The organism is Rhodococcus sp. MTM3W5.2 (assembly GCF_001984015.1).
GTDB lineage: Bacteria > Actinomycetota > Actinomycetes > Mycobacteriales > Mycobacteriaceae > Rhodococcus_G > Rhodococcus_G oryzae.
In genome coordinates, this window is sequence record NZ_CP019572.1 from 2,166,934 (window position 1) to 2,191,395 (window position 24,462).

At 70.1% G+C, this 24,462-nt stretch carries 14 protein-coding genes and 8 pseudogenes; 9 read left to right on the top strand and 13 right to left on the bottom strand.

Features of this window, described 5'->3' with window-relative positions:
- From dxr to BTZ20_RS10055, 5 genes and pseudogenes are all read left to right on the top strand, one after another.
- Positions 1-1,130, top strand: a pseudogene (gene dxr / locus BTZ20_RS10035) (1-deoxy-D-xylulose-5-phosphate reductoisomerase).
- 6 nt (positions 1,131-1,136) lie between these two features.
- Positions 1,137-2,366 carry a M50 family metallopeptidase gene (locus BTZ20_RS10040; protein WP_077041254.1) on the top strand — a complete coding sequence of 410 codons (1,230 nt, stop codon included), beginning with the start codon at positions 1,137-1,139 and terminating at the stop codon, positions 2,364-2,366.
- A 43-nt stretch (positions 2,367-2,409) separates the two neighbouring features.
- Entirely contained in the window at positions 2,410-3,570 is a 1,161-nt protein-coding gene (gene ispG, locus BTZ20_RS10045) for a flavodoxin-dependent (E)-4-hydroxy-3-methylbut-2-enyl-diphosphate synthase (protein ID WP_077041255.1), read from the top strand.
- Between the two features lie 65 nt (positions 3,571-3,635).
- Positions 3,636-4,472, top strand: a complete 837-nt coding sequence (locus tag BTZ20_RS10050; protein ID WP_077043607.1) for a GNAT family N-acetyltransferase — start codon at positions 3,636-3,638, stop codon at positions 4,470-4,472.
- Between the two features lie 107 nt (positions 4,473-4,579).
- A pseudogene (locus tag BTZ20_RS10055) lies at positions 4,580-6,380 on the top strand (penicillin-binding transpeptidase domain-containing protein).
- 4 nt (positions 6,381-6,384) lie between these two features.
- On the opposite strand, the gene BTZ20_RS10060 reads toward BTZ20_RS10055, so the two are convergent.
- The 4 genes and pseudogenes from BTZ20_RS10060 to BTZ20_RS10075 form a co-directional block, all read right to left on the bottom strand.
- Positions 6,385-7,083, bottom strand: a complete 699-nt coding sequence (locus tag BTZ20_RS10060; protein WP_083742610.1) for a GNAT family N-acetyltransferase — start codon at positions 7,081-7,083, stop codon at positions 6,385-6,387.
- A gap of 24 nt (positions 7,084-7,107) precedes the next feature.
- A complete protein-coding gene (locus BTZ20_RS10065; protein WP_223263708.1) occupies positions 7,108-7,818 on the bottom strand; it encodes a transporter in 711 nt (236 codons plus the stop codon).
- A 151-nt stretch (positions 7,819-7,969) separates the two neighbouring features.
- Complete coding sequence (locus BTZ20_RS10070; protein WP_083742914.1) at positions 7,970-9,331, bottom strand: APC family permease; 1,362 nt, start codon at positions 9,329-9,331, stop codon at positions 7,970-7,972.
- Between the two features lie 102 nt (positions 9,332-9,433).
- A pseudogene (locus tag BTZ20_RS10075) lies at positions 9,434-10,299 on the bottom strand (LuxR C-terminal-related transcriptional regulator).
- A gap of 100 nt (positions 10,300-10,399) precedes the next feature.
- Between BTZ20_RS10075 and BTZ20_RS10080 the strand changes: the two are divergent.
- Complete coding sequence (locus tag BTZ20_RS10080) at positions 10,400-12,028, top strand: AMP-binding protein (protein ID WP_077041257.1); 1,629 nt, start codon at positions 10,400-10,402, stop codon at positions 12,026-12,028.
- 69 nt (positions 12,029-12,097) lie between these two features.
- On the opposite strand, the gene BTZ20_RS10085 is transcribed toward BTZ20_RS10080, so the two are convergent.
- From BTZ20_RS10085 to BTZ20_RS10110, 6 genes and pseudogenes are all read right to left on the bottom strand, one after another.
- Complete coding sequence (locus BTZ20_RS10085; protein ID WP_077041258.1) at positions 12,098-12,883, bottom strand: ABC transporter permease; 786 nt, start codon at positions 12,881-12,883, stop codon at positions 12,098-12,100.
- A pseudogene (locus BTZ20_RS10090) lies at positions 12,858-13,762 on the bottom strand (2-aminoethylphosphonate ABC transporter permease subunit). Before BTZ20_RS10090 ends, BTZ20_RS10085 begins: the two are co-directional and overlap by 26 nt.
- Positions 13,759-14,924 (bottom strand): annotated as a pseudogene (locus BTZ20_RS10095) (ABC transporter ATP-binding protein). Before BTZ20_RS10095 ends, BTZ20_RS10090 begins: the two co-directional pseudogenes overlap by 4 nt.
- Positions 14,925-14,966: 42 nt before the next feature.
- Positions 14,967-16,016 carry a 2-aminoethylphosphonate ABC transporter substrate-binding protein gene (locus BTZ20_RS10100; protein ID WP_083742611.1) on the bottom strand — a complete coding sequence of 350 codons (1,050 nt, stop codon included), beginning with the start codon at positions 16,014-16,016 and terminating at the stop codon, positions 14,967-14,969.
- Between the two features lie 58 nt (positions 16,017-16,074).
- On the bottom strand, positions 16,075-16,758 hold the full coding sequence (locus BTZ20_RS10105; protein WP_077041259.1) for a phosphonatase-like hydrolase: 684 nt from the start codon (positions 16,756-16,758) through the stop codon (positions 16,075-16,077).
- Between the two features lie 33 nt (positions 16,759-16,791).
- A pseudogene (locus BTZ20_RS10110) lies at positions 16,792-17,918 on the bottom strand (TIGR03364 family FAD-dependent oxidoreductase).
- Positions 17,919-18,016: 98 nt separating this feature from the next.
- Between BTZ20_RS10110 and BTZ20_RS10115 the strand changes: the two are divergent.
- Together BTZ20_RS10115 and BTZ20_RS10120 are read left to right on the top strand one after the other, a co-directional pair.
- Positions 18,017-18,747 (top strand): annotated as a pseudogene (locus tag BTZ20_RS10115) (GntR family transcriptional regulator).
- A 183-nt stretch (positions 18,748-18,930) separates the two neighbouring features.
- Positions 18,931-22,088: pseudogene (locus tag BTZ20_RS10120) on the top strand (arabinosyltransferase domain-containing protein).
- A gap of 15 nt (positions 22,089-22,103) precedes the next feature.
- On the opposite strand, the gene BTZ20_RS10125 reads toward BTZ20_RS10120, so the two are convergent.
- From BTZ20_RS10125 to BTZ20_RS10135, 3 genes are all read right to left on the bottom strand, one after another.
- Entirely contained in the window at positions 22,104-23,222 is a 1,119-nt protein-coding gene (locus BTZ20_RS10125) for a glutamate--cysteine ligase (protein WP_077041260.1), read from the bottom strand.
- Between the two features lie 107 nt (positions 23,223-23,329).
- A complete protein-coding gene (locus BTZ20_RS10130; protein WP_077041261.1) occupies positions 23,330-23,806 on the bottom strand; it encodes a DUF6328 family protein in 477 nt (158 codons plus the stop codon).
- Between the two features lie 12 nt (positions 23,807-23,818).
- Complete coding sequence (locus tag BTZ20_RS10135; RefSeq protein WP_317616086.1) at positions 23,819-23,965, bottom strand: hypothetical protein; 147 nt, start codon at positions 23,963-23,965, stop codon at positions 23,819-23,821.
- Between the two features lie 244 nt (positions 23,966-24,209).
- Here BTZ20_RS10135 and BTZ20_RS10140 point away from each other — a divergent pair, with 244 nt between their 5' ends.
- Positions 24,210-24,398 (top strand): ChaB family protein, encoded by a 189-nt coding sequence (locus tag BTZ20_RS10140; protein WP_077041263.1) that lies wholly within the window; start codon positions 24,210-24,212, stop codon positions 24,396-24,398.
- Positions 24,399-24,462: the final 64 nt, after the last annotated feature.

Here is a 24,462-nt window from a genome sequence, read left to right on the forward strand (position 1 = left end):
GTGCTCCTGCTCGGCAGCACCGGATCAATCGGCACCCAGGCCCTCGAGGTCATCGCGGCCAATCCCGACAAGTTTACCGTCGTCGGTCTGGCCGCGGGCGGCGGCAACATCGACCTGCTGGCCCGCCAGATCCGCGAGACCGGGGTGAGTGCGGTCGCGGTCGCCGACCCCGAGGCCGCCGCCCGTCTCGACGGCCCCACCCTCAGCGGCCCCGGCGCCGTCACCGAACTGGTCCGCACCACCGAGGCGGACGTGGTGCTCAACGCGCTCGTCGGATCCCTCGGTCTGGAGCCGACGCTCGCGGCCCTCGAATCCGGCGCCCGACTGGCGCTGGCGAACAAGGAGTCGCTCGTCGCGGGCGGTCCGCTGGTCACCGCCGCGGCGGCGCCAGGGCAGATCGTGCCTGTGGACTCCGAGCACTCGGCGCTGGCGCAGTGCCTGCGCGGCGGGCGCGCCGAGGAGGTGGACCGGCTGGTGCTGACCGCCTCGGGGGTCCGTTCCGCGGCTGGACCGCCGACGCCCTCGAGGCCGTCACCCCCGAGCAGGCAGGCGCGCACCCGACCTGGTCGATGGGCCCGATGAACACGCTCAACTCGGCGACCCTGGTCAACAAGGGCCTCGAGCTGATCGAGACCCATCTGCTGTTCGGCATCGACTACGACCGCATCGACGTCACGGTGCACCCGCAGTCGATCGTGCACTCGATGGCCACCTTCACCGACGGCTCCACCCTCGCCCAGGCCAGCCCGCCGGACATGAAGCTGCCGATCGCGCTGGCCCTCGGCTGGCCGGACCGGGTGCCAGGCGCCGCCTCGGCCTGCGACTTCTCCACCGCATCGACCTGGACGTTCGAGCCGCTCGACTCGTCGGTGTTCCCGGCCGTCGACCTGGCAAGGGCGGCAGGCAAGGCAGGCGGCTGCCTGACCGCGGTCTACAACGCGGCCAACGAGGTCGCCGCGCAGGCGTTCCTCGACGGGACCGTCCGGTTCCCGGCGATCGTGCGCACCGTCGAACGCGTTCTCGCTGGTGGCGACGAGTGGTCCGCGCCACCGGCTACCGTGGAGGATGTGCTCGCCGCCGACGGGTGGGCGCGCGCACGGGCACACGAGCTCGTCAAGCAGGAGGACTAGAGCCGCATGGTGTTCGTCATAGGTGTGGTGCTGTTCGCGTTGGGCATCACGGTCTCCATCGCTCTGCACGAGGCCGGCCACATGTGGACCGCCCGCGCGCTGGGGATGAAGGTCCGCCGCTACTACATCGGCTTCGGGCCGAAGATCTTCTCCTTCCGCCGCGGCGAGACGGAGTACGGCCTCAAGGCGATCCCCGCGGGTGGCTTCTGCGACATCGCGGGCATGACCCAGCACGACGAGCTCGCGCCCGACGAGGTCGACCGTGCGATGTACAAGCAGAAGACGTGGAAGCGCCTGGTCGTCATGTCCGGCGGCATCGCGATGAACTTCATCTTCGGCTTCGTGCTCGTCTACATCCAGGCCGTCGGTTGGGGGCTGCCGAACACCGAGACCAGGGCCGTCGTCGAGGGCGTCACCTGCGTGGCGCCGACGCAGAGCGGCAAGGACGGCGACTACGCGCTCGCGGACTGCACTGGCGAGGGGCCCGCGCAGCAGGCGGGCATCCTGCCCGGCGACGTGGTCGTCGCGGTCAACGGGACGCCGACCTCGACCTTCGGTGACGTCGTCAAGGCGACGCAGCCGCTCTCGGGCACCGCGGAGTTCACCGTCGACAGGGACGGTGAGACCCAGGTGGTCGACGTGCAGGTGCAGCAGGCGCAGCGCTGGGTCAACAACCCGGACTCCACCAACAGCAACCCGCTCCCGCCCGTCTCCCGCGACGTCGGCGCGATCGGCATCAAGGCGCCGCCGACGTTCCTCGAGTACTCGGCGCTCTCCGCCATCCCCGGCAGTTTCGTCTACACCGGCGATGTCTTCGTCCGCAGCGTGGATGCGCTGGTCCAGATGCCGTCGAAGGTCGCGGACCTGTGGACCGCCGTCACCGGCGGCGAACGCGACATCGAGACCCCGATCAGTGTCGTCGGCGCCTCCGTCATCGGCGGTCAGATGGCCGAACGCGGTTACATCGACCTGTTCATCGGGTTGCTGGCGACGCTGAACTTCTTCCTCGGCATCTTCAACCTGCTGCCGCTGCTCCCGCTCGACGGCGGGCACATGGCGGTGACCATCTACGAGAAGATCCGCGACTCGATCCGCGCGCGCCGCGGTCTGCCCGCGGGCGGACCCGTCAACTACATGAAGCTGATGCCGATCACCTACGTGGTCATCGCGTTGGGCGGCGCGTACATGCTGCTCACGCTGACCGCGGACATCGTCAACCCGATCAAGATCTTCTAGTGCTCGCTAAACTTGTCCTGACGCTACGAAAGAAGGCATCCACGTGACCAGCCCCGTCGGATTGGGCATGCCCGAAGGCCCGGCCGCCGTCCTCGCGCCGCGCCGCAAGACCCGACAGCTCCAGGTCGGATCCGTCGGGGTCGGCAGCGACTTCCCGGTGTCGGTGCAGTCGATGTGCACCACCAAGACGCACGACATCAACGCCACCCTCCAGCAGATCGCCGAGCTGACCGCGTCCGGATGCGACATCGTGCGGGTGGCCTGCCCCCGCCAGGAGGACGCCGACGCGCTGGCGACGATCGCGAAGAAGAGCCAGATCCCGGTCATCGCGGACATCCACTTCCAGCCGCGGTACATCTTCGCCGCCATCGACGCCGGGTGCGCGGCGGTGCGGGTCAACCCCGGCAACATCAAGGAGTTCGACGGCCGGGTCGCCGAGGTGGCCAAGGCCGCAGGCGACGCGGGCATCCCGATCCGGATCGGCGTCAACGCCGGCTCGCTCGACCCGCGCCTGATGCAGAAGTACGGCAAGGCCACCCCGGAGGCGCTCGTCGAGTCGGCGCTGTGGGAGGCCGGCCTGTTCGAGGAGCACGGCTTCGGCGACATCAAGATCTCGGTCAAGCACAACGACCCGGTGATCATGGTCGAGGCCTACCGCCAGCTCGCCGCGCAGTGCGACTACCCGCTGCACCTCGGGGTGACCGAGGCCGGGCCTGCGTTCCAGGGCACCATCAAGTCCGCGGTCGCGTTCGGCGCGCTGCTCTCGGAGGGCATCGGGGACACCATCCGGGTCTCGCTGTCCGCGCCGCCTGCCGAGGAGATCAAGGTCGGCACGCAGATCCTGCAGTCGCTGAACCTGCGCCCGCGCAAGCTGGAGATCGTGTCCTGCCCGTCCTGCGGGCGCGCCCAGGTGGACGTCTACACGCTCGCCGAGCAGGTGACCGCCGGCCTCGAGGGCATGGAGATCCCGCTGCGGGTGGCCGTGATGGGGTGTGTCGTCAACGGTCCCGGTGAGGCCCGCGAGGCCGACCTCGGCGTCGCATCCGGCAACGGAAAGGGTCAGATCTTCGTCAAGGGCAAGGTCATCAAGACGGTGCCCGAGGCGATGATCGTGGAGACGCTGATCGAGGAGGCGATGCGGATCGCCGAGGAGTTCGGCGAGGACCAATCTGCATCGGGTTCCCCGGTCGTTACCGTCAGCTGACGCTCGCACGTATCGTGGGATCACCAGACAATCCGAATCCCGACGACCCGACCCGGGGTGACTCGGTGCTCAAACTGCTCGGCGCCAGGCAGCTCGGTGCGCGCGACAGGGTGCATGTGCTGCGCGTGCTGGACGCCGACCCGATCGCCTCGTGCATGGTCGCGGCCCGGATCCAGGACCTCGGGATCGACCCGAGAGCGATAAACGGCGAGCTCTGGAGCAGGGGCGGCCCTGCCGAATCGCTGTGCTTCTCGGGCGCGAACATGGTTCCGCTGCGCGGCGACCTCGACGACCTGCGGGCCTTCGCGGATCGGGCGTGCCGCGGACCGCGGATGTGCTCGTCGGTGGTCGGCCGCAGCGAGCTGGCCTTGCCGTTGTGGGAGATGCTCGAGACCGACTGGGGGCCGGCGCGCGAGGTGCGCGCCGAGCAGCCGTTGCTCGCGCTGTCGGCGCCGCCCGTCGTCGCGCCGGATCCATACGTGCGTCCGGTACGGATGGATCAGCTCGAGCCGTATCTCACGGCCGCGATCGCGATGTTCATCGAGGAGGTCGGGGTGGACCCGCGCTCCAACGATGGTGGCCGCGGCTACCGGAGGCGGGTGGCGGGCCTGATCGCCGCGGGCCGGGCCTGGGCCAGGTTCGACGGCGAGGAGGTGACCTTCAAGGCGGAGGTCGGCTCGATGTCCGCGCAGGTCGGCCAGATCCAGGGTGTGTGGGTGCACCCGCAGTATCGGGGCCACGGTCTCGGCGCGGCCGGGACCGCCGCGGTGGCGGCGGCGGTGGTGGCGTCGGGCCGCACCGCGAGCCTCTACGTGAACAGCTTCAACCATCAGGCGCGGCGGACCTACCAGCGCATCGGGTTCACCCAGGTCGGCACCTTCTCGACGGTCCTCCTGGACTAGCGGCTTCCGCCGCCCGTGCGCGGGTCGTACCCCGATCGGGGTGAAAAGCGCGCACGGTGCGGGTGCCTTCCCGGTCTCGGCCGTGAGCCCACCTACGATGACAGGCGATGATCTCCACCGCCGCACCCCGCATCCTCTCCTCGCTCGTCGTCACGGGCGCGCTCGTGCTCGGCGCGGTCGCGTGCACCCCGAAACCGGACGGCCCCGAACCGGCCGCGCAGGAGTTTCTCGACGCCGTCGCCGATCGGGACACCGAGCGGGCCGCCGCACTGTCCGACAAGCCGGCGGACGCCCGCTCCGCGCTCGACTCCGCGTGGGAGGGACTGCAGGCCGAATCACTCACCGCGACGACCGATTCGGTCCGGGTGGACGGCGACACCGCGACCGTCGGCTACACCTACGAATGGCATCTGCCCAAGGACCGGGTGTGGACCTACTCCGGCGACCTGCAGATGGGCAGGCGTAACGGCGAGTGGGCGGTCCGTTGGAACGCCACCGACCTGCACCCGAAGCTCGGCGACACCCAGACGATGACGCTGCGGGCCACCCCGGCGCCGCGGGCCCGCGTGAACGAGCGGGCCGGCTCGGACGTGCTGGTGCCGGGGACCATCCAGCGGATCAAGTTCAACGCCAAGGAGTCCGGCAACCCCACCGCGGCCGCGACCGCGCTGGCGTCGGCGCTCGAGCCCTTCGACTCGACCCTCACCCCGCAGTCCATCGTGGAGTCGGCGACCTCGGTCAGCGGCGCCTACCTGGTGGCGAGCCTGCGGCAGGAGGACTACGACACGGTGGCCGCCGCCCTGAGCGGTGTGTCCGGGGTCTCGGTCACCGAGGAGGCGGACCTGGTCTCCACCGATCGCGACTTCGCCCCGACCTGATCGGTCAGGTCAAGAAGCGGGTCATCGACGAGGTGGACGGCAAGGCCGGCTGGAGCGTGGTCACCGTCAACAAGAACGGCGTGGACATCGATGTGCTCACCGAGACCAAACCCCAACCGGCGCCGTCCTTCTCCGTGAGCCTGGACCGGCCCATCCAGGTGGCCGCGCAGAACGCGGTCAACGCCAGGGCCGAGCAGGCGATGATGGTGGTGCTGCAGCCGTCCACCGGTGCGATCCTCGCGGTCGCGCAGAACAAGGCCGCCGACAAGGACGGCCCGGTCGCGACGACGGGCCTGTACCCGCCCGGCTCCACCTTCAAGATCGTCACCGCGGGCGCGGCGATCGACAACGGCCTCGCCCAGCCCGGCACCCCGGTCGGCTGCCCGGGACGAATCGTCATCGGGGAACGGTCGGTGCCCAACTACAACGAGTTCGCGTTGGGCACGGTGCCGATGAGCACCGCGTTCGCGCGCTCGTGCAACACCACCTTCGCCAAGCTGGCCAGCGAGATGGCGCCCGACGCCCTGACGGTGGCGGCCGCGCGCTACGGCATCGGGCCCGACTACGACGTGCCGGGCCTGCCGACGGATTCCGGATCCGTCCCGCCCGCACCGGAACTGGTGCAGCGCACCGAGGACGGTTTCGGGCAGGGCAAGGTCGTCGTGAGCACCTTCGGAATGGCGCTGGCGGCCGCGACGATCGCGAACGGGTCGACGCCGGTGCCGACGCTGATCTCGGGGAGGAGACCAAGATCGACGGCGCCCACCCGCCGATCAGCCCGGAGATGGTCGAGGGCCTGCGCGGGATGATGCGCGACGTGGTCACCAGTGGTACGGCCACCCGGATCGCCGACCAGGGCGAGATCTACGGCAAGACCGGTGAGGCCGAGGTCGACGGCGGCTCGCACGCGTGGTTCGTCGGGTATCGCGGCGACATCGCGTTCGCGACGTTGGTGGTCAGGGGCGGCAGTTCCGACAACGCGGTGGCCGTGACCCGGGACATGTTCGTGGCGTTGCCCGAGGGGTACTGAGGCGTCAGGCCGGCGACCCGGCCCGGTCGAGTCGCGCCGCGAGCCGGGTCCGCACCTCGGGCCAGTCCTCGGCGATGATCGAGAACAGCACGCTGTCCCGCACGGTGCCGTCTTCACGCCGGAAACTGCGGCGCAGCGTCCCCTCGTAGGTGGCGCCGAGGCGAGCGATGGCCTGCTGCGAACGGACATTGCGCACATCGGTCTTGAGTTGCACGCGCCCCACCGACAACTCCTCGAATGCGTAGCGCAGCAGGAGCGACTTGGCCTCGGGGTTGACGGCGCTGCTCCAGACCTCGGGCGTGTACAGGGTCATCCCGATCTCGAGACGGGCGTCGCGGACCGCGACGTCGAGGTAGCAGCTGATGCCGACGATCGCGCCCGCGGGGATCGCTCCGTACGGGCCAACCGTGCGCACGGTCCACGGCTGCCACTCCGGTTGCGCGCACCGCTCGCGGAGGGATTCCGCGAACTGCTCAGGGTCCGACGGTCGCCAGGGCACGTGTGTCCAGACGCGGTCGTGGTCCAGGGCGCGGAACAGTCCTGGTGCATCCGTGTCGGGGTCGAGCGGCGTCAACCGGACCGACGTCCCGACGAGTTCGGTGCCGGCCGGGACCGGCCACGTCATCGCCGGCCACGGCTGATCGGACGGTCGGAGATCCTGGACCGGCTCGAAGCGAACGGGGTCGGCGATGCGGTGCGGCATCCGACAAGTATCACCCGACCACGATCAGGCGCCGCGGTACACCTTGCACTCGCTGACGGTGTGGGTCTTGCGGTCGAGATAGGCGAACAGCACCGCGTGCGCGCCGTCAACGGTCCCGGTGGCGGTGACCGCGTCGCCAGCGGCGATCACCTTGGTCAGGTCGGTGATCACGTTGCCGCCGAGCGTCTTCAGCGCCGTCGCGTCGCCGCGCTGCGCCGAGTCGACCAGCCGCCGGACCGCGTCCTTGCCCTTCTTGCCCACGTTCAGCGCGGCCTTGCCGAAGGCGAGCGTGCCGCCGAGGCCCTGCAGGCGCAGCATCCGTGCGCTCATCGAAGCGGCGACCGTCAACCGCTCGGGGCTGACGCCTGCGACCTGAGCGAACATCGGCGTCACCTCCCAGTGTGCAGCGATGCGGCGGATCCGCGGCTCGCCGTCGTCGAGGGTGGCCTCGTAGAGAAGGTGCATCGGCGCCCTGGCCACGACCCCGGCCGAGAGCCGGGTCTCGATGGTCACGTCGCGGACCACGTGCAGGCCGTCGACGATGTCCTCGTGCTCGATGTCGAAGCTGATGTCGTTGGGCGCGATGAAGGTGTCCCAGAACCGGGCAAGCGGGTCGCCGCCGCGGCGACCCGATTTCCGGTCGTACAGGCCGCCGAGCACGGGCCTGCCGCCGACCGGGTCCTCGATGATGTGCTGGCGCGCGAACAGGCCGAGCCACGCGGCCTTGTCGTGCACGGCGACGGCCGTGGGGAGGAGCGCGCCAGGGCCAGCAGGTCGTCGGTGGACGGATTCGCGGACATGGCACCCCTGGGATCGGCGTCGGACGGTCGATCGGAGTATGCCAGGAAAGGTAGAACTTGTTCTAGATTCGGTTCCCCGCGCCCGCTCAGTTCATCGGTCCGGGCGGCACGCCCTCCTCGCCGAGGAACTCGGGGTGCAGCTCGGCCTTCACGCCCAGCTTCTTGTTGGCCAGGTTGTTGACGACCCACAGCACCACGCCGATCGCCAGCAGCACGCCCGCGATCTTGTACTGCGCGGGATCGCGGTCGGTGAGCGGCGTGGCAAGGAACGCGCAGCTGATAGCGCCGATGATCGGCAGCACGGTCGGCGCGCGGAAGTGCTTGTGGTCCACCGTGTCCTTGCGCAGCACCAGGACGGCGATGTTCACGACGGTGAACACGCACAGCAGCAGCAGCGCGGTGGTGCCGCCGAGCTGGGGCACCTCGCCGACGATCGTGATCAGCCCAAGCGCCAGCAGCGTGGTGAACCCGATCGCGATGTACGGGGTCCGTCGGGTGCGGTGCACCCTGCCGAGCTGCGGCGGCAGCACGTGCTGCCGGCTCATGCCGTACAGCAGTCGGCTCGCCATCAGCATGTTGATCAGCGCGGAGTTGGCGACCGCGAACATGGTGATAAACGCGAAGATCCCGATCGGGAAGCCAGGCGCGCCCGCCTGCACGACCTTGAGCAGCGGGGTGTCGCCCTCGCCGAGCTCGTTCGCGGGGACAAGGGCGATCGCCGTGACCGACACCAGCACGTAGATGATGCCGGTCGAGACGAGGCCGATGAGCAGGACCTTGGGGAAGATCCGGCTCGGCTCCTTGCACTCCTCGGCCATGTTCACCGAGTCCTCGAAGCCGACCATCGCGTAGAAGGCGAGGGTGGTGGCCGCGATGACGCCGCCCAGGGCGGACCGGTCGCCGGTGTCGAAGGTCGCCGCCCGTGAGAAATCGCCCTCACCGATGCCGAGGGCCCACATGCCGATGAAGATGATGATCAGCAGGCCGGACAGCTCGATGCAGGTCAGCAGTACGTTCAGCTTGACGGACTCGCCTACGCCCCGGAAGTTGACCGCCGCCACCGCGATCATGAAGACGATGCCGATCAGGGTGATCCCGATCCCGGTCCGCACGTCCAGGTCGAAGGCCTCGGCGAAGTTGGCGGCGAACGCCCGCGAGGCGGTGGCGGCGGAGGTGATCCCGGAGCACATCACCGCGAACGTCACCATGAAGGTGAAGAACTGGATGCCGAAGGCCTTGTGGGTGTACAGCGCGGCGCCTGCGGCCTGGGGGTACTTGGTGACCAGTTCGAGGTAGCTGAACGCGGTGATCAGCGCGACCACGAAGGCGACCAGGAAGGGCAGCCACACCACGCCGCCGACGTCGTTGGCGACCTGACCGGTCAGGGCGTAGATGCCGGTGCCGAGGATGTCGCCGACGATGAACAGCAGCAGCAACCACGGGCCCATCACCCGCTTGAGGGTCGGTTCGTCCTTCGATTCGTTCACGGCGGCTGGTGGTTTCGTCACTGCGCATCCCCTCGGTGAGGGCGGCCGGGCCGGCCGCGGTGCTTACGGAAGCAGACCCAACCTCCTGGCGGTGACCACCGCCTCGTGTCGCGAGTGGGCGTCGAGCTTGCCCATCGCGGCACGCAGGTAGCTCTTGACAGTCTCGGGCTGGAGCGAGAGCCGATGGGCCACTTCGTTGTTGGTGCAGCCGAGGGCGATGTGGGCGAGCACATCCAGCTCGCGCGGCGACAGCGTGACCGAGGTGTCGCCGGCCTCCGCCTCGTCGTTGACCAGCGCAGCCAACTTGTCGGACACCGCGCGCAGCCGTCCCCGGAGCGGGCCCTCGGGCACCGACTGGGCGAGCCCGCGCAGTTCTGCGTGGGCGCCTCGGATGCCCTCGGCCACCGCCCCGCTCGCGTTGCCCCGGTTGCTGTCGAGCACCCCGAGCATCTGCAGGCGGCGGTCCACCTCGTCGCGGATGGCGAGCTCGGTGCTGAGCCTGCGGCCCGCCTGCACCAGTATCTCGGCGGTGCGGTCGCCGATCGGCATGGATTCGCGGACCGCGGCGTAGAGCACCGCGCGCGAGGCGCCGTTGACCAGGACGGGGACCGCGAGCACCGAGCGGATGCCCTCGCCGAGCACCGGCCGGTCGTAGTGATGCGTGATCGACATCGCGCTGCCGTAGTCGGGCACCGAGACCGGCTGCCGCTGCAGGACCACCCGTCCGCCCAGCCCGAGTTCGGCGGGATCACCAGGCCCTTGAGCCCGTTGGTCCTGGTCCCGAAGAACTCGGTCAGGTGCAACGTACTCGCGGAGACCTCGCCGCCGAACAGCACGGGCACGTTCGCCTGTGCGGCGACCGCGCGCAGCTCGGCGCGCAGGGCGTCGCCGTCGCGGGGCCGCAGCAGGGGCGGGGTGCGGGAGAGCATGGGCTACCCCTTTCCGGGGTGGTGCGTGTTGTTTGTGAGCTAGATCATAGGGCCATGGAGAAGTTCGGCGTCTGCCGGACCGCTGTTGAAGGAGCAAACCATGGGCACCGATGCCACCTCGCGGGTGCGCGAGCTGCTGGAGCAGTACGACACGCCGCAGGCCTGCGCCGCGGACCTGCTGTGTGACCGGCACCCCGACACCGATGTCGCGTTCACGGTGATCGAGGGCGATCTGACCTCGCGTGACCTGAGCTACGGCGAGCTGCGGGCGGAATCGACCAGATTCGCGGCCGCGCTGGCGGAGCTCGGCGTCGAGCCGGGCGACTGCGTGGCCACGCTGATGGGCAAGTCCGCGGAGCTGGTCGTCGCGTTGCTCGGCATCTGGCGTCGCGGCGCCGTGCACGTGCCGCTGTTCACCGCGTTCGCGTCCCCGGCCATCGCGTTCCGGCTCGCCTCCAGTGGCGCCAAGTTCGTGGTGTCCGATCAGAACCAGCTCGCCAAGCTCGCGCCAGGCGAGGACATCCCGGCCGACGCGCCCTGGCGGGTCATCGTCGCGGCGGGCGAGCCCGAGTCCGCGGACCAGTTGCGGTTCGCCGACCTGCTCGCGGCGCACACCGCCGAGGACCCGGCAGGCGCTGCGGTCGCGGTCGGCGGCAACGGCCCGCTCGTGCAGCTGTTCACCAGCGGCACCACCGGGACCCCCAAGGGTGTGCCGGTGCCGGTGCGCGCGCTGGCCTCGTTCCACGCCTATCAGGAGTTCGGCCTCGACGTCCGCAGCGACGACGTGTTCTGGAACGCCGCGGACCCCGGCTGGGCCTACGGGCTGTACTACGCCCTGCTGGGCCCGCTGGCGGCGGGCACCCGCAGCCTGCTGTTGCACTCGGGCTTCTCCGCGCCCCTCACCTGGCAGATCATCGAGAAGTTCGGCGTCACCAATTTCGCCGCCGCGCCGACCGTCTACCGCAGCCTGCGCGCCGACACCACGCCGGTGCCCGAGGGGCTGTCGTTGCGCCGGGCGTCCTCGGCCGGCGAGCCGCTCACCCCCGACGTCGTGGCCTGGTCCCAGAGCGCTCTCGGCGTCGAGGTGCGCGATCACTACGGGCAGACCGAGCACGGCATGTTCATCGTCAACGCGTGGGCGGACGGCCTGCGTGAGGACGTGCGGCCCGGCTCGATGGGCAGGCCGCTGCCGGGATGGAGCTGCGCCGTGCTGCTCGACGAGGCGGACGAGGTCGCGCCGGCCGGCACTCCCGGTCGCGTCGCCATCGACACCGAGGACAGCCCGCTGATGTGGTTCACCGGCTATGTCGACGCCCCCGAGAAGACCGCGCAGCGGTTCAGTGCGGACGGCCGCTGGTACATCACCGGCGACGCGGGCAAGACCGACGAGGACGGCCACTTCTTCTTCTCCTCGCGCGACGACGACGTGATCATCATGGCCGGCTACCGCATCGGACCCTTCGATGTGGAGAGCGTCCTGGTGATGCACGAGCACGTGATCGAGGCGGCAGTGGTCGGCATGCCCGACGAGCTGCGCGGTGAGGTGCTCGAGGCCTTCGTGGTGCTGCGCGACGGGGTCGAGGGCACCGGCGAGCTCGAGGCCGAGCTGCAGACGCTGGTCAAGAAGAAGTTCGCCGCGCACGCCTACCCGCGGACCGTGCACTTCGTGCCGTCGCTGCCGAAGACCCCCAGCGGCAAGGTGCAGCGCTACCTCCTGCGCCAGAAGTAGGCGGCTCCGCCGCCTGTGCGTGGTTGACGAGTCCAGACACTCGTCAACCACGCACAGGCGCGTCAGCGCCTATCGCCTGCGGATGCGCCCGACCACCAGCAGAGCGACCAGGGTGACGGCCATCAGCAGGGTGGTGTCGGCGGCCGCGAGGAACACCTGGCCTCGGTCGGTGAGCCCGAAGATGCTCACCGGCAGCGTCTTCCAGGTGGCCGGGTAGACCATGATGGTCGCGCCGAGCTCACCCATCGACAGCGCGATCGCCAGGCCCGCGGCCGCGCCGAGCGCGGGCAGCAACAGCGGCAGGGTGATCCGCAGCAGCACCCGCGTCGGTCCGGCGCCGAGCGACTCGGCGGCCTGGCGGTAGGCGGGGTCGAGCCGGTCCAGCGCCGCGGAGACGGAGCTGAACGCGAACGCGAGCACCAGCACGGTGTGCGCGAGGATCACGATCCACTTGGTGCCGCCGAGCAGCAGCGGCTCGGCGTTGAAGGCGATCAGCAGCCCGAGGCCGATCGCCACCGACGGCACCGCGATCGGCAGGTGGAACACCGCGTCGGTGGTCTTGCGCAGCCAGGCGGGCGCCTCGCGGGCCGCGAGCGCCGCCCAGGTGCCGACGAACAAGGCCAGCGCGCCCGCGATGAACGCGGTCTGCAGGCTGACCGTGAGGCTGGCCAGATTCTCCTCGGCGAGTGCCGCGGAGAGGTTCTTCGGGCCGAGGTTCGACGGCAACGGCCCGGTCCAGGCCCCGGCGAGGGCGGCGGCGACGACGGTGGCGATGGGGGCGACGAACACCACGACCACCACGACGCCGAAGAGGGCCAGGGCCAACGCCCTAGCGCGTGTGGTCCACAGCAGCACGGCGGCCTCCCAACAGTCGGTTGAACAAGAATCGGTAGCCGCAGTACAGCGACAGCGACAGCACGACCTGGACGCTCGCGATCACCGCGGCGCCCGGCAGGTCGAAGGTCACGATGCCGCGGGTGTAGATCAGCACCGGCAGCGTCACGACGTCCTTGGCCCCGGTGAACAGCACGATGCCGAACTCGTTGAGCGTCAACAGCAGCACCAGCGAGCCGCCCGCCATCAGCGCGGGCCAGGCCTCCGGCATCACGACGGATCGCAGCACCCGCAGCGGGGAGGCACCGAGGCTCGCCGCGACATCGAGTTGTTCGCGCGGCATCTGGGTGAACGCGGCCAGCAGGGGCCGCACCACGAACGGTGTGAAGAAGGTGATCTCCGCGGCGATCACGCCGAGTGGGGTGTTCAGGAAGTTCAGCGGGCCGCTGTCGGCGCCGGTGAGCTGGGTGATCAGTGCGTTGACCGCGCCGGCGGTCCCGTACAGGAACGTGAACGCCAGCGTGATGAGGAACGAGGGCAGCGACAGGATGGTGTCGATCAGCCGGCCGACCACCTTCGAGCCGGGGAAGGGCACGAAGGCGAGCACCAGCGCGAGGAAGGTGCCGAGCACCAGGCATCCCAGTGTGGAGGCAACCGCGATTTCGATGGTGCGCCACAGGGCGTTTCGGAACTGCGCGGACGCGAGCACCTCCGTCCAGGTGGACAGCCCCTGCCCTCGTCGGTGACGGTGGACTCGGCCAGCACCCGGGCCATCGGGTAGACCGCGAAGCCGAGAACCAGCAACAGCGGCGGCAGCGCCCAGGCCACCGACCGCCACCGGCTCGGCCCGGGCCGGACCGGCGGGGGATCGAGGTGGACCCGGTCGAGGACTGCGGTCATGACGCCTGCCCCGGTGCGGGGACGAGCACCGCGCCCTGGTCCGGGAAGCGAATGCCCACCGCGGTTCCGGCCGGGCGTTCGTCGTGCCCGGTCACATCCACCTCGAGCAGGGCGTCGGGCAGGGCGGCGAGCGCGACGGTGAGCCTGGTGGTCGAGCCGCGCCAGACGCTGGCGGTGACCCGTCCTGGCAGCGCGCCGCGTTCGGTGGGCGAGGTGAGGGTGATCGCGTGCGGACGCAGGCAGAGCAGGGCCCCGGCGTCGGACTCCCACTCGGTGGGGCTGATGTCGGGCCGCGGGGCGTGCGCGGTGACCGGTGTGCCGCCGACCGACACCAGGGCCGAGGTGCCGATCACCCGGGTCACGGTGCAGGGCAGCAGGTTCGCGCCGCCGAGGAAGGCCGCGGTGAAGCTGCTCGGCGGCCGCTTCCAGAGGTTCTCCGCGGTGTCGATGTCGACAAGGCGGGCGTCGCGCATCACGGCGATCCGGTCGGCCAGCGCCAGGGCCTCGCTCTGGTCGTGGGTCACATAGAGCATCGCGGTGTCCGGCAGGGCCGCCCGCAGCTGCTGTAGCTCGGCCAGCATGCTCTGCCGGAGCTGGGCGTCGAGCGCAGCCAGCGGCTCGTCGAGCAGCAGGACTTTCGGGCGGATCGCCAGGGCGCGGGCGATGGCGACCCGCTGCTGTTGCCCGCCGGACAGTTCACTGGGCAGTCGCTTGCCGTAGGCGCCCATGCCGACCATCTCCAGCGCCTCGGCGACCCGCGTGCCGATCTGCGCGCGGGGCACCCGGTGCGAGCGCAGGCCGAACGCGACGTTCTCCGAGACCCGCATGTGCGGGAACAGCGCATACGACTGCACGACCACCCCGATGCCGCGCTTGGCAGGCGGCAGGTCCGTGATGTCCCTGCCGCCAGCCGGACCGAGCCCGAGACCGGTCGGGTGAAGCCGGCCAGTGCCTTGAGCGCGGTGGACTTGCCGGACCCACTGGGCCCCAGGAGAGCCACGGTCTCTCCCGGGGACACCCGCAGGTTGAAATCGATCAACGCCCGGGTGGCGCTCTTGCCCCGCCCGTAGGCCACGTTGACGCGGTCGAAGGTGATGGCGGGAGCGGAGTAGTCGGTGGCCCGAGGACACCGGACTCGGCGGTGCTCGTGGTGGGAGCCGATCCGATCCTCGGCCGGGCCGACCCGGTGTTGATCTTCCTCATGTCAGTTCCCGGTGGCCTTCTGGTAGGCCGCGACGTCGGCGTCGAGCTCGGTGAGGACGGTGTTCCAGTTCGGGGTCCAGACGGTGACACCGTTCAGCAGGCCCGCCGGGGTGGACTTGTCATCGACGTCGACGGTCCCGGACTCGCGCACGTCCTTGCGGACCGAGACGCCGAGCGCATCGGGTCCGACGGTCTTCTGCGCCTTCTCCGAGAGCAGGTACTCCATCAGCTTCTTGGCCTGCTCGGACTGCGGTGCGCCCTTGGCCAGGCTCATCACGTAGGGCAGCGCCACGGTGGTGCGGGCGCCGTTCGCCTCGGCGGGGAAGAAGACGTTGAACTTGGAGCCGTCGTCCGCGATGGACGCGAGGTTCATCTGCACGTCGCCGTTCGCGACCAGCAGCTCACCGTTGCTGACCTTCGGCTGCAGCTTGCCGGTGGACGAGGACGGCCCGACGTTGTTGGCCTGCAACTTGTTCAGGTAGTCGAGGGCGCCCTCCTTGCCCTTGAGGTGCTGGAGCAGCAGCAGCACCGCGGTGCCGTCGCCTGCCTGGCCGGGGTGGAGTACTGCAGCTTGCCCTTGAACTGCTCGCCGAGGAGGTCGTCCCAGGTCGCGGGGCCGGGTTGGCGCCAGGGTTGGCGATGAAGTTGAGGTAGTTGTTGACGACCGGGACGTACTTGCCGGCCGGGTCCTTCTCCTCGGCGGGACGGCGGAGGTGTCGATCCCGCTGGGCTGGAGCAGTCCCTGCGCGTCGGCCTTCTGGATGAACGGCGGCAGCGTGACGACGATGTCGGCCTGCGGGTTGGACTGTTCCTTCTCGACCCGGGAGACGACCTCGCCCGAGCCGGCCTCGACCAGGTTCACGGCGACGCCGGTCTCCTCGGTGAATTCGTCGAATCGGGCCTTGTACCAGTTGCTCAGGCCATCGGCGCTGTAGACGGTGACCGTCTCGGTGTCGGAGCTCGCGGCGGTGCCGGTGCCACCGCAGGCGGTGGTCAGGGTGAGCAGGGTCGCGGCCAGGGCGGCTGCGGCCAGGCTGTGGCGGATGCGCATGACGGATTCCTAACTGTGGGTGAGGGATTCTTCGTGTGCGGGACGGTCGAGCCAGGTGTTACGTATTCAGGAGGAGCCGGGCGAACTCGCGCACCGAGGGCACGACGTGGGTGGCGCCCGCCGCGCGGAGCTGGTCCTCGTCGTGGGCGCCGGTGAGGGTGCCCGCGACGATGGCTGCGCCAGAGCGCAGCCCGCTGGTGATGTCATTGGACGTGTCGCCCAGCACGGCAACGCTTTTCACGTCGTCGACCTGCAGGCGCAGCAGCGCGGTGAGGATCAGGTCCGGGTAGGGCCGCCCGCGGCCGGCCTCGGCGGGGGACAGGGTGAGGTCCGCGATCGTCTGCCAGCCGAGCGCGGCGAGCAGCTTGTCCTGCGTGCCGCGGCTGAACCCGGTGGTCAGTGCGACCTTGATCCCGGCCTCGCGCAGCGTGGTGATCGACTCCGCCGCACCGGGGATCGGCTCGGCGTTGCCCTCCTCGATCAAACGGTCGTAGGCGGACTCGAACGCGGCGTTGGCGGCCTGGGCGCGGTCCTCGTCCCCGAAAAGTGCGCGGAAGACGACGATCTTGGACTGGCCCATGGTGTCGAGCACGTAGCGGCGCGAGTGTTCGGCCTCGGCGCCCTCGGAGGGCAGGCCGGCGGCGTCGGCCGCCGCGGCGAAGGCCCGCAGCACCAGTCCGTCGTCGGAGACGGTGGTGCCCGCCATGTCGAGCACGGCGAGTTCGATGGGGGTGGCGGTCACGATTTCTCCTGGGGCGGTGGATGTGTCGGTGGCTCAGAGGCCGAGCTGGTCGGCGGTCTGTTCGGCGAGGGCGGGGCCGAGGGTCATGCCGCGGCCGCCGGGGCCGGCCACCACCCAGACGTTGTCGGCGGGGCTGCCGCGGTGCACGAGGGCGCCGGGGTCCAGGCACTGGCTGTAGACGCCCGCCCAGCGCTTGACGATCGGGGCAGCGTGCGGCCGAGCAACTCCTCGACCACCCCGGTCAGGTGCTGGTACGGCGCCTCGTCGACGTCGAAGTCGAACGGCTCGTCGTACTCGTGGGTGTCGCCGATGGTCAGTCCGCCGTGCAGGCGCTGCACGCAGAGCAGCTGCATCCGGTGCGCCTCCGCGGTCGGGGCCTGCGGCTGGACGGTCCTGAGGTTCTCGAGGGCGGCGCCGGCGAAGCCCGGGTAGTACCGCAGGCTGTCGCCGTCGGCGATGGCGGTGGTCAGCTCCTCGCCGAGCGGGGCGGTCTGCATCATCTGCAGCCGGACCCGGCGCAGCGGCAGCTCCCCGGCCAGGTCCCGGGCCAGGCCGCCGAGGGTCGCGCCGGGGCAGACGATGGCCAGGTCGGCGTCGAAGGTGCGGCCGTGGTCGTCGCGGATGTGCACGCCCGCCGCGTCGGAGGCCACCTCGCGGGCCTCGGTGCCCGCGTGGAAGGTGTAGCGGCCGCTCTCCTCGAGGTGGCGGCGGATCGCGGGCAGGGCGATGCGGGACTCGACGGCGCCGTCGCGGCCGCAGTGCAGCCCGGCGAGGAACTTTCCGCGGAGGGCAGGGTTGACGGCGAGGACCTGCTCCTGGTCGAGCAGCGCGAAGCCGCGGGCCTCGGCGTCGGGGCGGGCCATCGCCTCCTCGGCGACCGCGACCTCCGCGGGGGTGCGCAGCAGCGTCATCGAGCCGGCCGCGCGGAACCCGATCGCCGGGACGCGCGCGGCGAGGTCCTCCCACAGTTGGCGCGAGCGCAGGGCCGCGTCGAGCTCGTGTTCGGCGCGGCCGGAGACCCACACCAGGCCGAAGTTGCGCACGGTCGCGCCGCGGGCCTCGGTCTCGCGCTCGAGCTGGACCACGTCGTGTCCGCGGCGGATCGCCTCGTCGGCGTGGGCCGTGCCGAGGATGCCTCCGCCCACAATCAGAATTCGCATGGCGACGAGCATGCATTTTGGTCTAGACCATCTGGTGATGGCGAGGAGAACGCCGGATGAACAATTGGTATAGACCAATTTGAGGTACGCTGACCTGCATGAACGACAAGGGGATCGGATCGGGCGATGCGGGGGAGTCCGCGCCCAAGTACTACCGGGTGCGCACCGAACTGGCGGCCATCATCGACGATCTCGACGAGGGTGATCCGGTGCCCGCGGAGCGTGACCTCGCGGTGCGCTTCGAGGTGTCCAGGGAGACGGTGCGTCAGGCCGTGCACGAGCTGCTGGTGGAGGGCAGGATCCAACGTCGCGGCCGCGGCACGGTCGTCGCCAGCCCGAAGCTCACCCAGCCGCTCTCGCTCTGTTCATACACCGAGGGCGCGGTCAGTCAGGGCCGGATGCCCGGCCGGGAGTTGGTCACCTTCGAGAACGAGCGGGCCGATTCCGAGCTCGCCGCGGACCTCGGGCTGTCCTCGGGGCTGCCGTGATCCACCTCGAGCGGGTACTGCTCGCGGACGGACAGAAGATCGGGCTCGAGAGTACGTACCTGCCTGCCGGCCGATTCGCCTCGATAGCACGGTCGTTCGACCCTGGCACCTCGCTGTACGCCGCGATCCGCGCCACCGGAGTGACTTTCGACTCGGCCACCGAACGGATCGAGACGGTGCTGGCGTCGCCGCGCGAGGCCGCCCTGCTCGACTCGACGACCGCGATGCCGATGCTGTTGCTGAACCGGATCTCCCTGGACACGGAGGGTGTGCCGATCGAGCGGGTCCGCTCGCTCTACCGCGGCGACCGCGTCGCATTCCTCGCCACGCTGCGGGAGTGAGCGCGGAAGTCGTTCGTTTCACTCATGAGTTGATTGCGGTTAGCATCCGAACCCGTGGTTGACAGCATCGTGGCGACGAGACCCGCATCGGCAAACGGTCCGGAGCTCCCTCCCCACGAGGCACACGGGAAATCCTCGCTCCGCGGCGCCCGCTTGACCGCGATCGTCACGGGCCTGATCGGCATGCTCCTCACCCTGTCGGTGCCGCTGCTGCCCGTCGTGACGGACGAGACGGTGCTCTCGTGGCCGCAACAGGACCTGGCGCGCAGCGTCTCGGCGCCACTCGTCTCGTACTCGCCGGTGAGCCTCGACGTCGAGATCCCCTGTGCTGCCGTCGACCGGCTGGCCCGGACGGGCGGCGCTGTCGTCGCCACCGCCCCGAATGGCGCCGCCGACGCCGAGCGGTACGGATTCGTAACCAAGGTCACGCCTGCAGGCGCCGACGATCCCGGTCGCGTCGAGGTGATCCTCCGCGACACGATGCTGCTGTCCGCGCCGCTCGATCGGCTCGCGGGCGGCGACTGCGCGATCGCGGTGTCCTCCGATGCGACGAGGACCACCGCCGAGATCATCGGGTCGGGCGTCGCACCGACCGTGCACGAGGGTGACCTCCGTCCCCAGATGGTCGGGGTGTTCACCGATCTCGACGGTGCGGCGCCTGTGGGCCTGAAGGTCACCGCGGAACTCGACTCGCGCTTCACCTCGACGCCGTCGACGCTCAAGCTGATCGCGATGGTCGTCGGCGTGCTGGCGATGCTCGCCTCCTTGGTCGCCCTGCACCGCCTCGACCGCGTCGACGGCAGGCGCTCGCGCAGGTTCCTGCCTGCGCGTTGGTGGAAATTCGGCGTTGTGGACGCTGTGATCATCGGCACCCTGGTGCTGTGGCACTTCATCGGCGCGACCACCTCGGACGACGGCTATCAGTTCACGATGGCCCGCGCCGCCGAGCGGGCCGGCTACATGGCGAACTACTTCCGGTACTACGGGGTGCCCGAAACACCCTTCGGGACGCCGTACTACGAGGTGTTCGGGCTGCTTGCCCACATCACGCCCGCGAGCCCCTTCGTCCGGCTGCCCGCGCTGATCGCGGGCATCGTGACCTGGCTGGTGCTCAGCCGTGAGGTGGTGCCCCGCCTCGGCGCGGCGGCGCGGGCCAACCGGCTGGCTCTGTGGACCGGCGGCCTGGTCTTCCTCGCGGTCTGGCTCCCATACAACAACGGGCTGCGCCCCGAGCCGATCGTCGCGGCGGGCGTGCTGCTGACCTGGTGCTCGGTCGAGCGCGCCATCGCCACCCGACGGCTGCTCCCCGCGGCGGGCGCGATCCTGGTCGCCGCCATGACCCTCTCGGTCGGCCCCTCCGGGATCATCTGCTTCGCCGCGCTGATCGCCGGACTGCGCCCCATCGGCCAGATCGTCGTCGCCCGCGCGAAGAAGGTCGGATACCTCGCGCTGCTGCTGCCGCTCCTCGCATCGGGCACCGCGATCCTGGCGGTGATCTTCGCGGACCAGACGTTGGCGGCAGTCTTCGAGATGCAGCGCGTGCACGAGGTCGCCGGACCCAACGAGAAGTGGTTCGACGAGTACCTGCGTTACCAGTGGCTGCTGAACATCTCGCCCGACGGATCGCTGGCCCGCCGGTTCGGCATCTTCATCATGATCCTCGGCGTGGCCGTGAGCATCCTGGCGATGCTCCGCAAGGGCGGCCGCATCCCCGGGACGGCCGCCGGGCCGGCGCGCCGGATCCTCGGGATCACCCTCGGCGCAATGGTGCTGATGATGTTCACGCCGACGAAGTGGACACACCACCTGGGGATCTACGCGGGACTCGCCGGGGCGGTCGCCGTGCTGACCACAGTCGCCGTGAGCGTCCACGTCCTGCGGTCGCCCCGCAACCGCGCGCTGTTCGCCGCGGCAGTGCTGTTCGTGCTCGCCATGTCGTTCACCGGCAGCAACGGCTGGTGGTACGTCTCGAGCTACAGCGTGCCGTGGTGGGACAAGCCGGTCTCCATCGGCGGACTGGGCGCGGGCACCGTGCTGCTCGGCGCCACGATGGCGATGCTGCTCGTCGCGGTCTGGTGTCACGTTCGAGAGCCGCACTCCGGCAACGGTTCGGGGCGGACCAGTCGGCTCTGGGCGATTCCTCCGCTCACCGTCGCCGCCGCGGCGATGGTGCTCTTCGAGGTCCTCTCGCTCGCCAAGGGCGCCGTCGCGCAGTACCCGGCGTACTCCGTCGGCCGTGCGAACTTCAACGCGCTCGGCGGCCAGGTCTGCGGTCTCGCCAACGACGTCTTGCTCGAGACCGACCCGAATGCCTCCATGCTGCAACCGCTCTCGGGTGGCGCCGCGACCGGCCTGGCCGGACCGGGCACGGTCGGCTTCGAGCCGAACGGTGTCGCCGCCGACCTGAGCGCCGACAAGGAATCGTCGGATTCGGTCACGGCGAACTCGGTCGATTCGAACGACAGCCAGGCGAAGTCGGGCAATGCGGCGGGAACGGCCGGCGGGGCAGGACGGGTCGGCATCAACGGCAGCGCGGTGGCTCTCCCGTACGGCCTCGACCCGGCGACCACCCCGGTGCTCGGCAGCCACCTGGCCGGCGGAGTCGCCACGTTGACGACCGGCTGGTATCGACTCCCGCCCGTCGGCTCCGACGGTTCGAGGGGTGACCTCATCTCCATCGCCGCGGCCGGCCGGATCCGATCCGTCGACGCCGACGGAATCGTCACGGAAGGGCAGAATCTCGAGGTCGAGTACGGCACGGGGCAGGGCGACGGCACGGCGGTCGCCCTCGGCACGGTGGCCCCGCTCGACCCCGGCCCCGCGCCGTCCTGGCGCAACCTCCGTGTCCCGCTCGACGCGCTGCCTGCCGAGGCCGACGTGGTTCGGATCGTCGCGTCCGACAACGACCGCGATCCGAAGCAGTGGCTCGCGGTGACCCCGCCGCGGGTACCGCAGACGCAGACGCTCAACTCGGTGGTGGGGTCGCAGACGCCCGTGCTGGTCGACTGGTCGGTCGGGCTGGCGTTCCCGTGTCAGCGACCGTTCGACCATCGCGACGGCGTGGCCGAGGTCCCGAATACCGCATCCTCCCGGACCGGATCGGCGCCATGACGACGAACCTGTGGCAGGACCACTTCGGTGGCGGGCCGCTCGGCTGGACGCAGATGCTGCTCACCGCCAGGACCATCCCGTCCTATCTGGATCAGGACTGGGGTCGGGACTGGGGCGAGATCGAGCAGTTCACGCCGCTCGACCCGACGGCCGATCCCGCGACCCTCGACGTCACGACCACGCAGCGATCCGGGCTGTGGACCCCGGGACCGATCAACACCACGTTCTGACGCCTGCGGGTGCGACTACGCCGGTAGGGGCTCGCAGTGCTCGAGGGTCCGTTCCGTCGCGGACCGCACCACCTCGCCGACGCTGGAGCTGTTCGCCAACGCGTTTCGCTGCCAGATCGCGCCATTGCCCCGCGCGAGCTCATATCTGAGCGCCGCCTCGACACGGCGGCACTCCCCGAGCTCGTCGAGCGCATCGCGCACATGGTCGAGCAGGAGCTCGACTCGGCGCGAACACGGGACGGACCGCGCGGTGTGCGGGTCGAGGCCCATGCCGGAGAGGCCGTCCCTGGCGGCCATCCAGTTGGCGATCCGCAGCGTCGACAGCGTGACGTCGGGCAGGGCGTCTCCCCGCCCGACGGCCGCCACCGCCGTCATGACAAGGGCTCGCACCAGGGTCGCGAGCAGCACCGTCTGATCCACCGTCGGCATCACGTCGCAGACCCGGACCTCGACGGTGGGCAGGTGGGAGGAGGGGCGGATGTCCCAATAGACCATGCGCTCGTCCAGGAGACAGTCGCAGTCGATGAGCATCGCGACGAGGTCGTCGTACGCATCGGCCGAATCGAAGAACGGCGGCGGTCCGGATACCGGCCACCTCGACCACAGGATCGTCCTCCAGCTCGCGAAGCCGCTGTCGATGCCCCGGTGCAGCGGTGAGTTGGCGCTCAGCGCCAGCAGCGTCGGGAGCCAGGGCCGCACGTGATTGCAGACCTGCACCCGGGTCTCCCTGTCGGGAACGTCGACGTGCACGTGGCAGCCGCAGATGCCCTGTTCCAGCGCGAGCGTGCCGAACCGCCTCGCCATGGCGCGATAGCGGTCGCAGTCGCTCACCGGCATCCGCGCGGGACCGACTGGCGGTGTGCCGGTTGCGAGCAGCCTGCTGCCGTTGCGGGCCGCGGCTGCGGCCGCGAGCGTGCGGGACTCGAGCAGGTGGGTGCGTAGCCCGCGGCTGTCCCAGCACACCGGGGAATTGGTCTCGACCTGGCACTGCGAGAGCTCGAGTTGGAGCGACATCCCGAGCTCGGTGGCGGTGGAGATCACCGCGGAGTTCCGCATCTGCGGGAGCCCCGTGTCCGGGTCGACCAGCAGGAATTCCTCCTCCACACCCATGGACGGGCACGTGGGGTGATTCATGCGGGGGATCGCCCTGCTTCGGGCATCAATACCATCTCGGATCCGTGGAATCGGGAGGGTCCTGACTTCAGCTCAATTCAAGCACTAGCCGAACACCGCCGAAAGGGTCAGTCGCGTCGGTAGGTGAGTGGCAGGACGATCCAGAAGTAGGCGAACGCCAGCGCGGTGCAGCCGCCGGCGACGGCCCCGACGACCGGGGTGACGACGCTTCCCGCGATCAGCATCACCACGCCGGTGAGGGCGAGCCCCAGCAGCACCAGCCCGCTGAGTTCGAGGCGGTGCGCCGTCGAGACGATGGTGTCCAGCTTCCGTCTGCGGAACAGGATCCGGTGGAACCCCACCGGGGCGATCAGCAGCACCGTGGCAGCGATCGAGAAGAAGACGGTGGCGAGGTAGACGCCCCGTTCGTAGGTCGACAGCTCCGCGAACCGATCCTGGAACGGCAGGATCAGCAGGAAGCCGGTCAGCAGTTGCACTCCGGTCTGGGCCACCCGCAGCTCTTGCAGGATGCTCGCCCAGTTGCGGTCGAGGCGCTCCGTCTCGGTCTCGTGCCTGCCGTCGTCGGCGGCGCCGTCCACGGTCATCGGGGCCGGCGCCTAGGATGCGCGCGACGACTGCGCGGCCGAATCCGCGCAGCGGCAGCCGAGCGGGACGTCGCCGCAGTCCAGGACCAGAGGGTGCCGCGTCGGGGCCAGGTCGGCGCACTGCTCCTCGGTGCACTCGGCGGGGTCGGTCCTGTGCACGATCAGGGTTCCGTGACAGTGGTCGAGACTGTCGGCACACGCGGCGCAGGCCATGGTGTTACCTCCGGGTCGGGGCGATCGGCATCCTGCCTCCGTTGTTACCACCTGGCGCCGACACCGTGGGGATTCCCCGGGCGTGTCAGTCGACCGGTGCGATCGGACCGGCCGCTTTCGCGGACGTGCCGAGGGGCGGACAATCGAGGGGCAAGAAAAGACGGCCTCGACCGACGGAGGAGGGGCAGCGGTGAACCGGACCGAGCTCCCACAGACAGTGCGGCGATCGTCCAAGGAGGCGCAGGAGGTCTTCGCGACGGCACGCGACACGGCCATCAAGCGGTACGGGGAGGGCGAGGACGCCCTTCGCGCGGCGTACGGCGAGCTCAAACACGATTTCGAGTTGGAGGTCGATCACTGGGTGCCCAAGCAGGGGTGACCTCGGCACGACATGGTCCGTGTCGCGGTGGGACGCGACGCGGTGGGTCTGACCGTGTGCCCAC

Coding starts and splice junctions, on each gene's coding strand:
- BTZ20_RS10040 (WP_077041254.1), top strand. CDS start 1,137: ATGGTGTTCGTCATAGGTGTGGTGCTGTTCGCGTTGGGCATCACGGTC.
- BTZ20_RS10060 (WP_083742610.1), bottom strand. CDS start 7,083: ATGCCGCACCGCATCGCCGACCCCGTTCGCTTCGAGCCGGTCCAGGAT.
- BTZ20_RS10070 (WP_083742914.1), bottom strand. CDS start 9,331: ATGGGCCCGTGGTTGCTGCTGCTGTTCATCGTCGGCGACATCCTCGGC.
- BTZ20_RS10080 (WP_077041257.1), top strand. CDS start 10,400: ATGGGCACCGATGCCACCTCGCGGGTGCGCGAGCTGCTGGAGCAGTAC.
- BTZ20_RS10100 (WP_083742611.1), bottom strand. CDS start 16,016: ATGCGCATCCGCCACAGCCTGGCCGCAGCCGCCCTGGCCGCGACCCTG.
- BTZ20_RS10125 (WP_077041260.1), bottom strand. CDS start 23,222: ATGAATCACCCCACGTGCCCGTCCATGGGTGTGGAGGAGGAATTCCTG.
- BTZ20_RS10130 (WP_077041261.1), bottom strand. CDS start 23,806: ATGACCGTGGACGGCGCCGCCGACGACGGCAGGCACGAGACCGAGACG.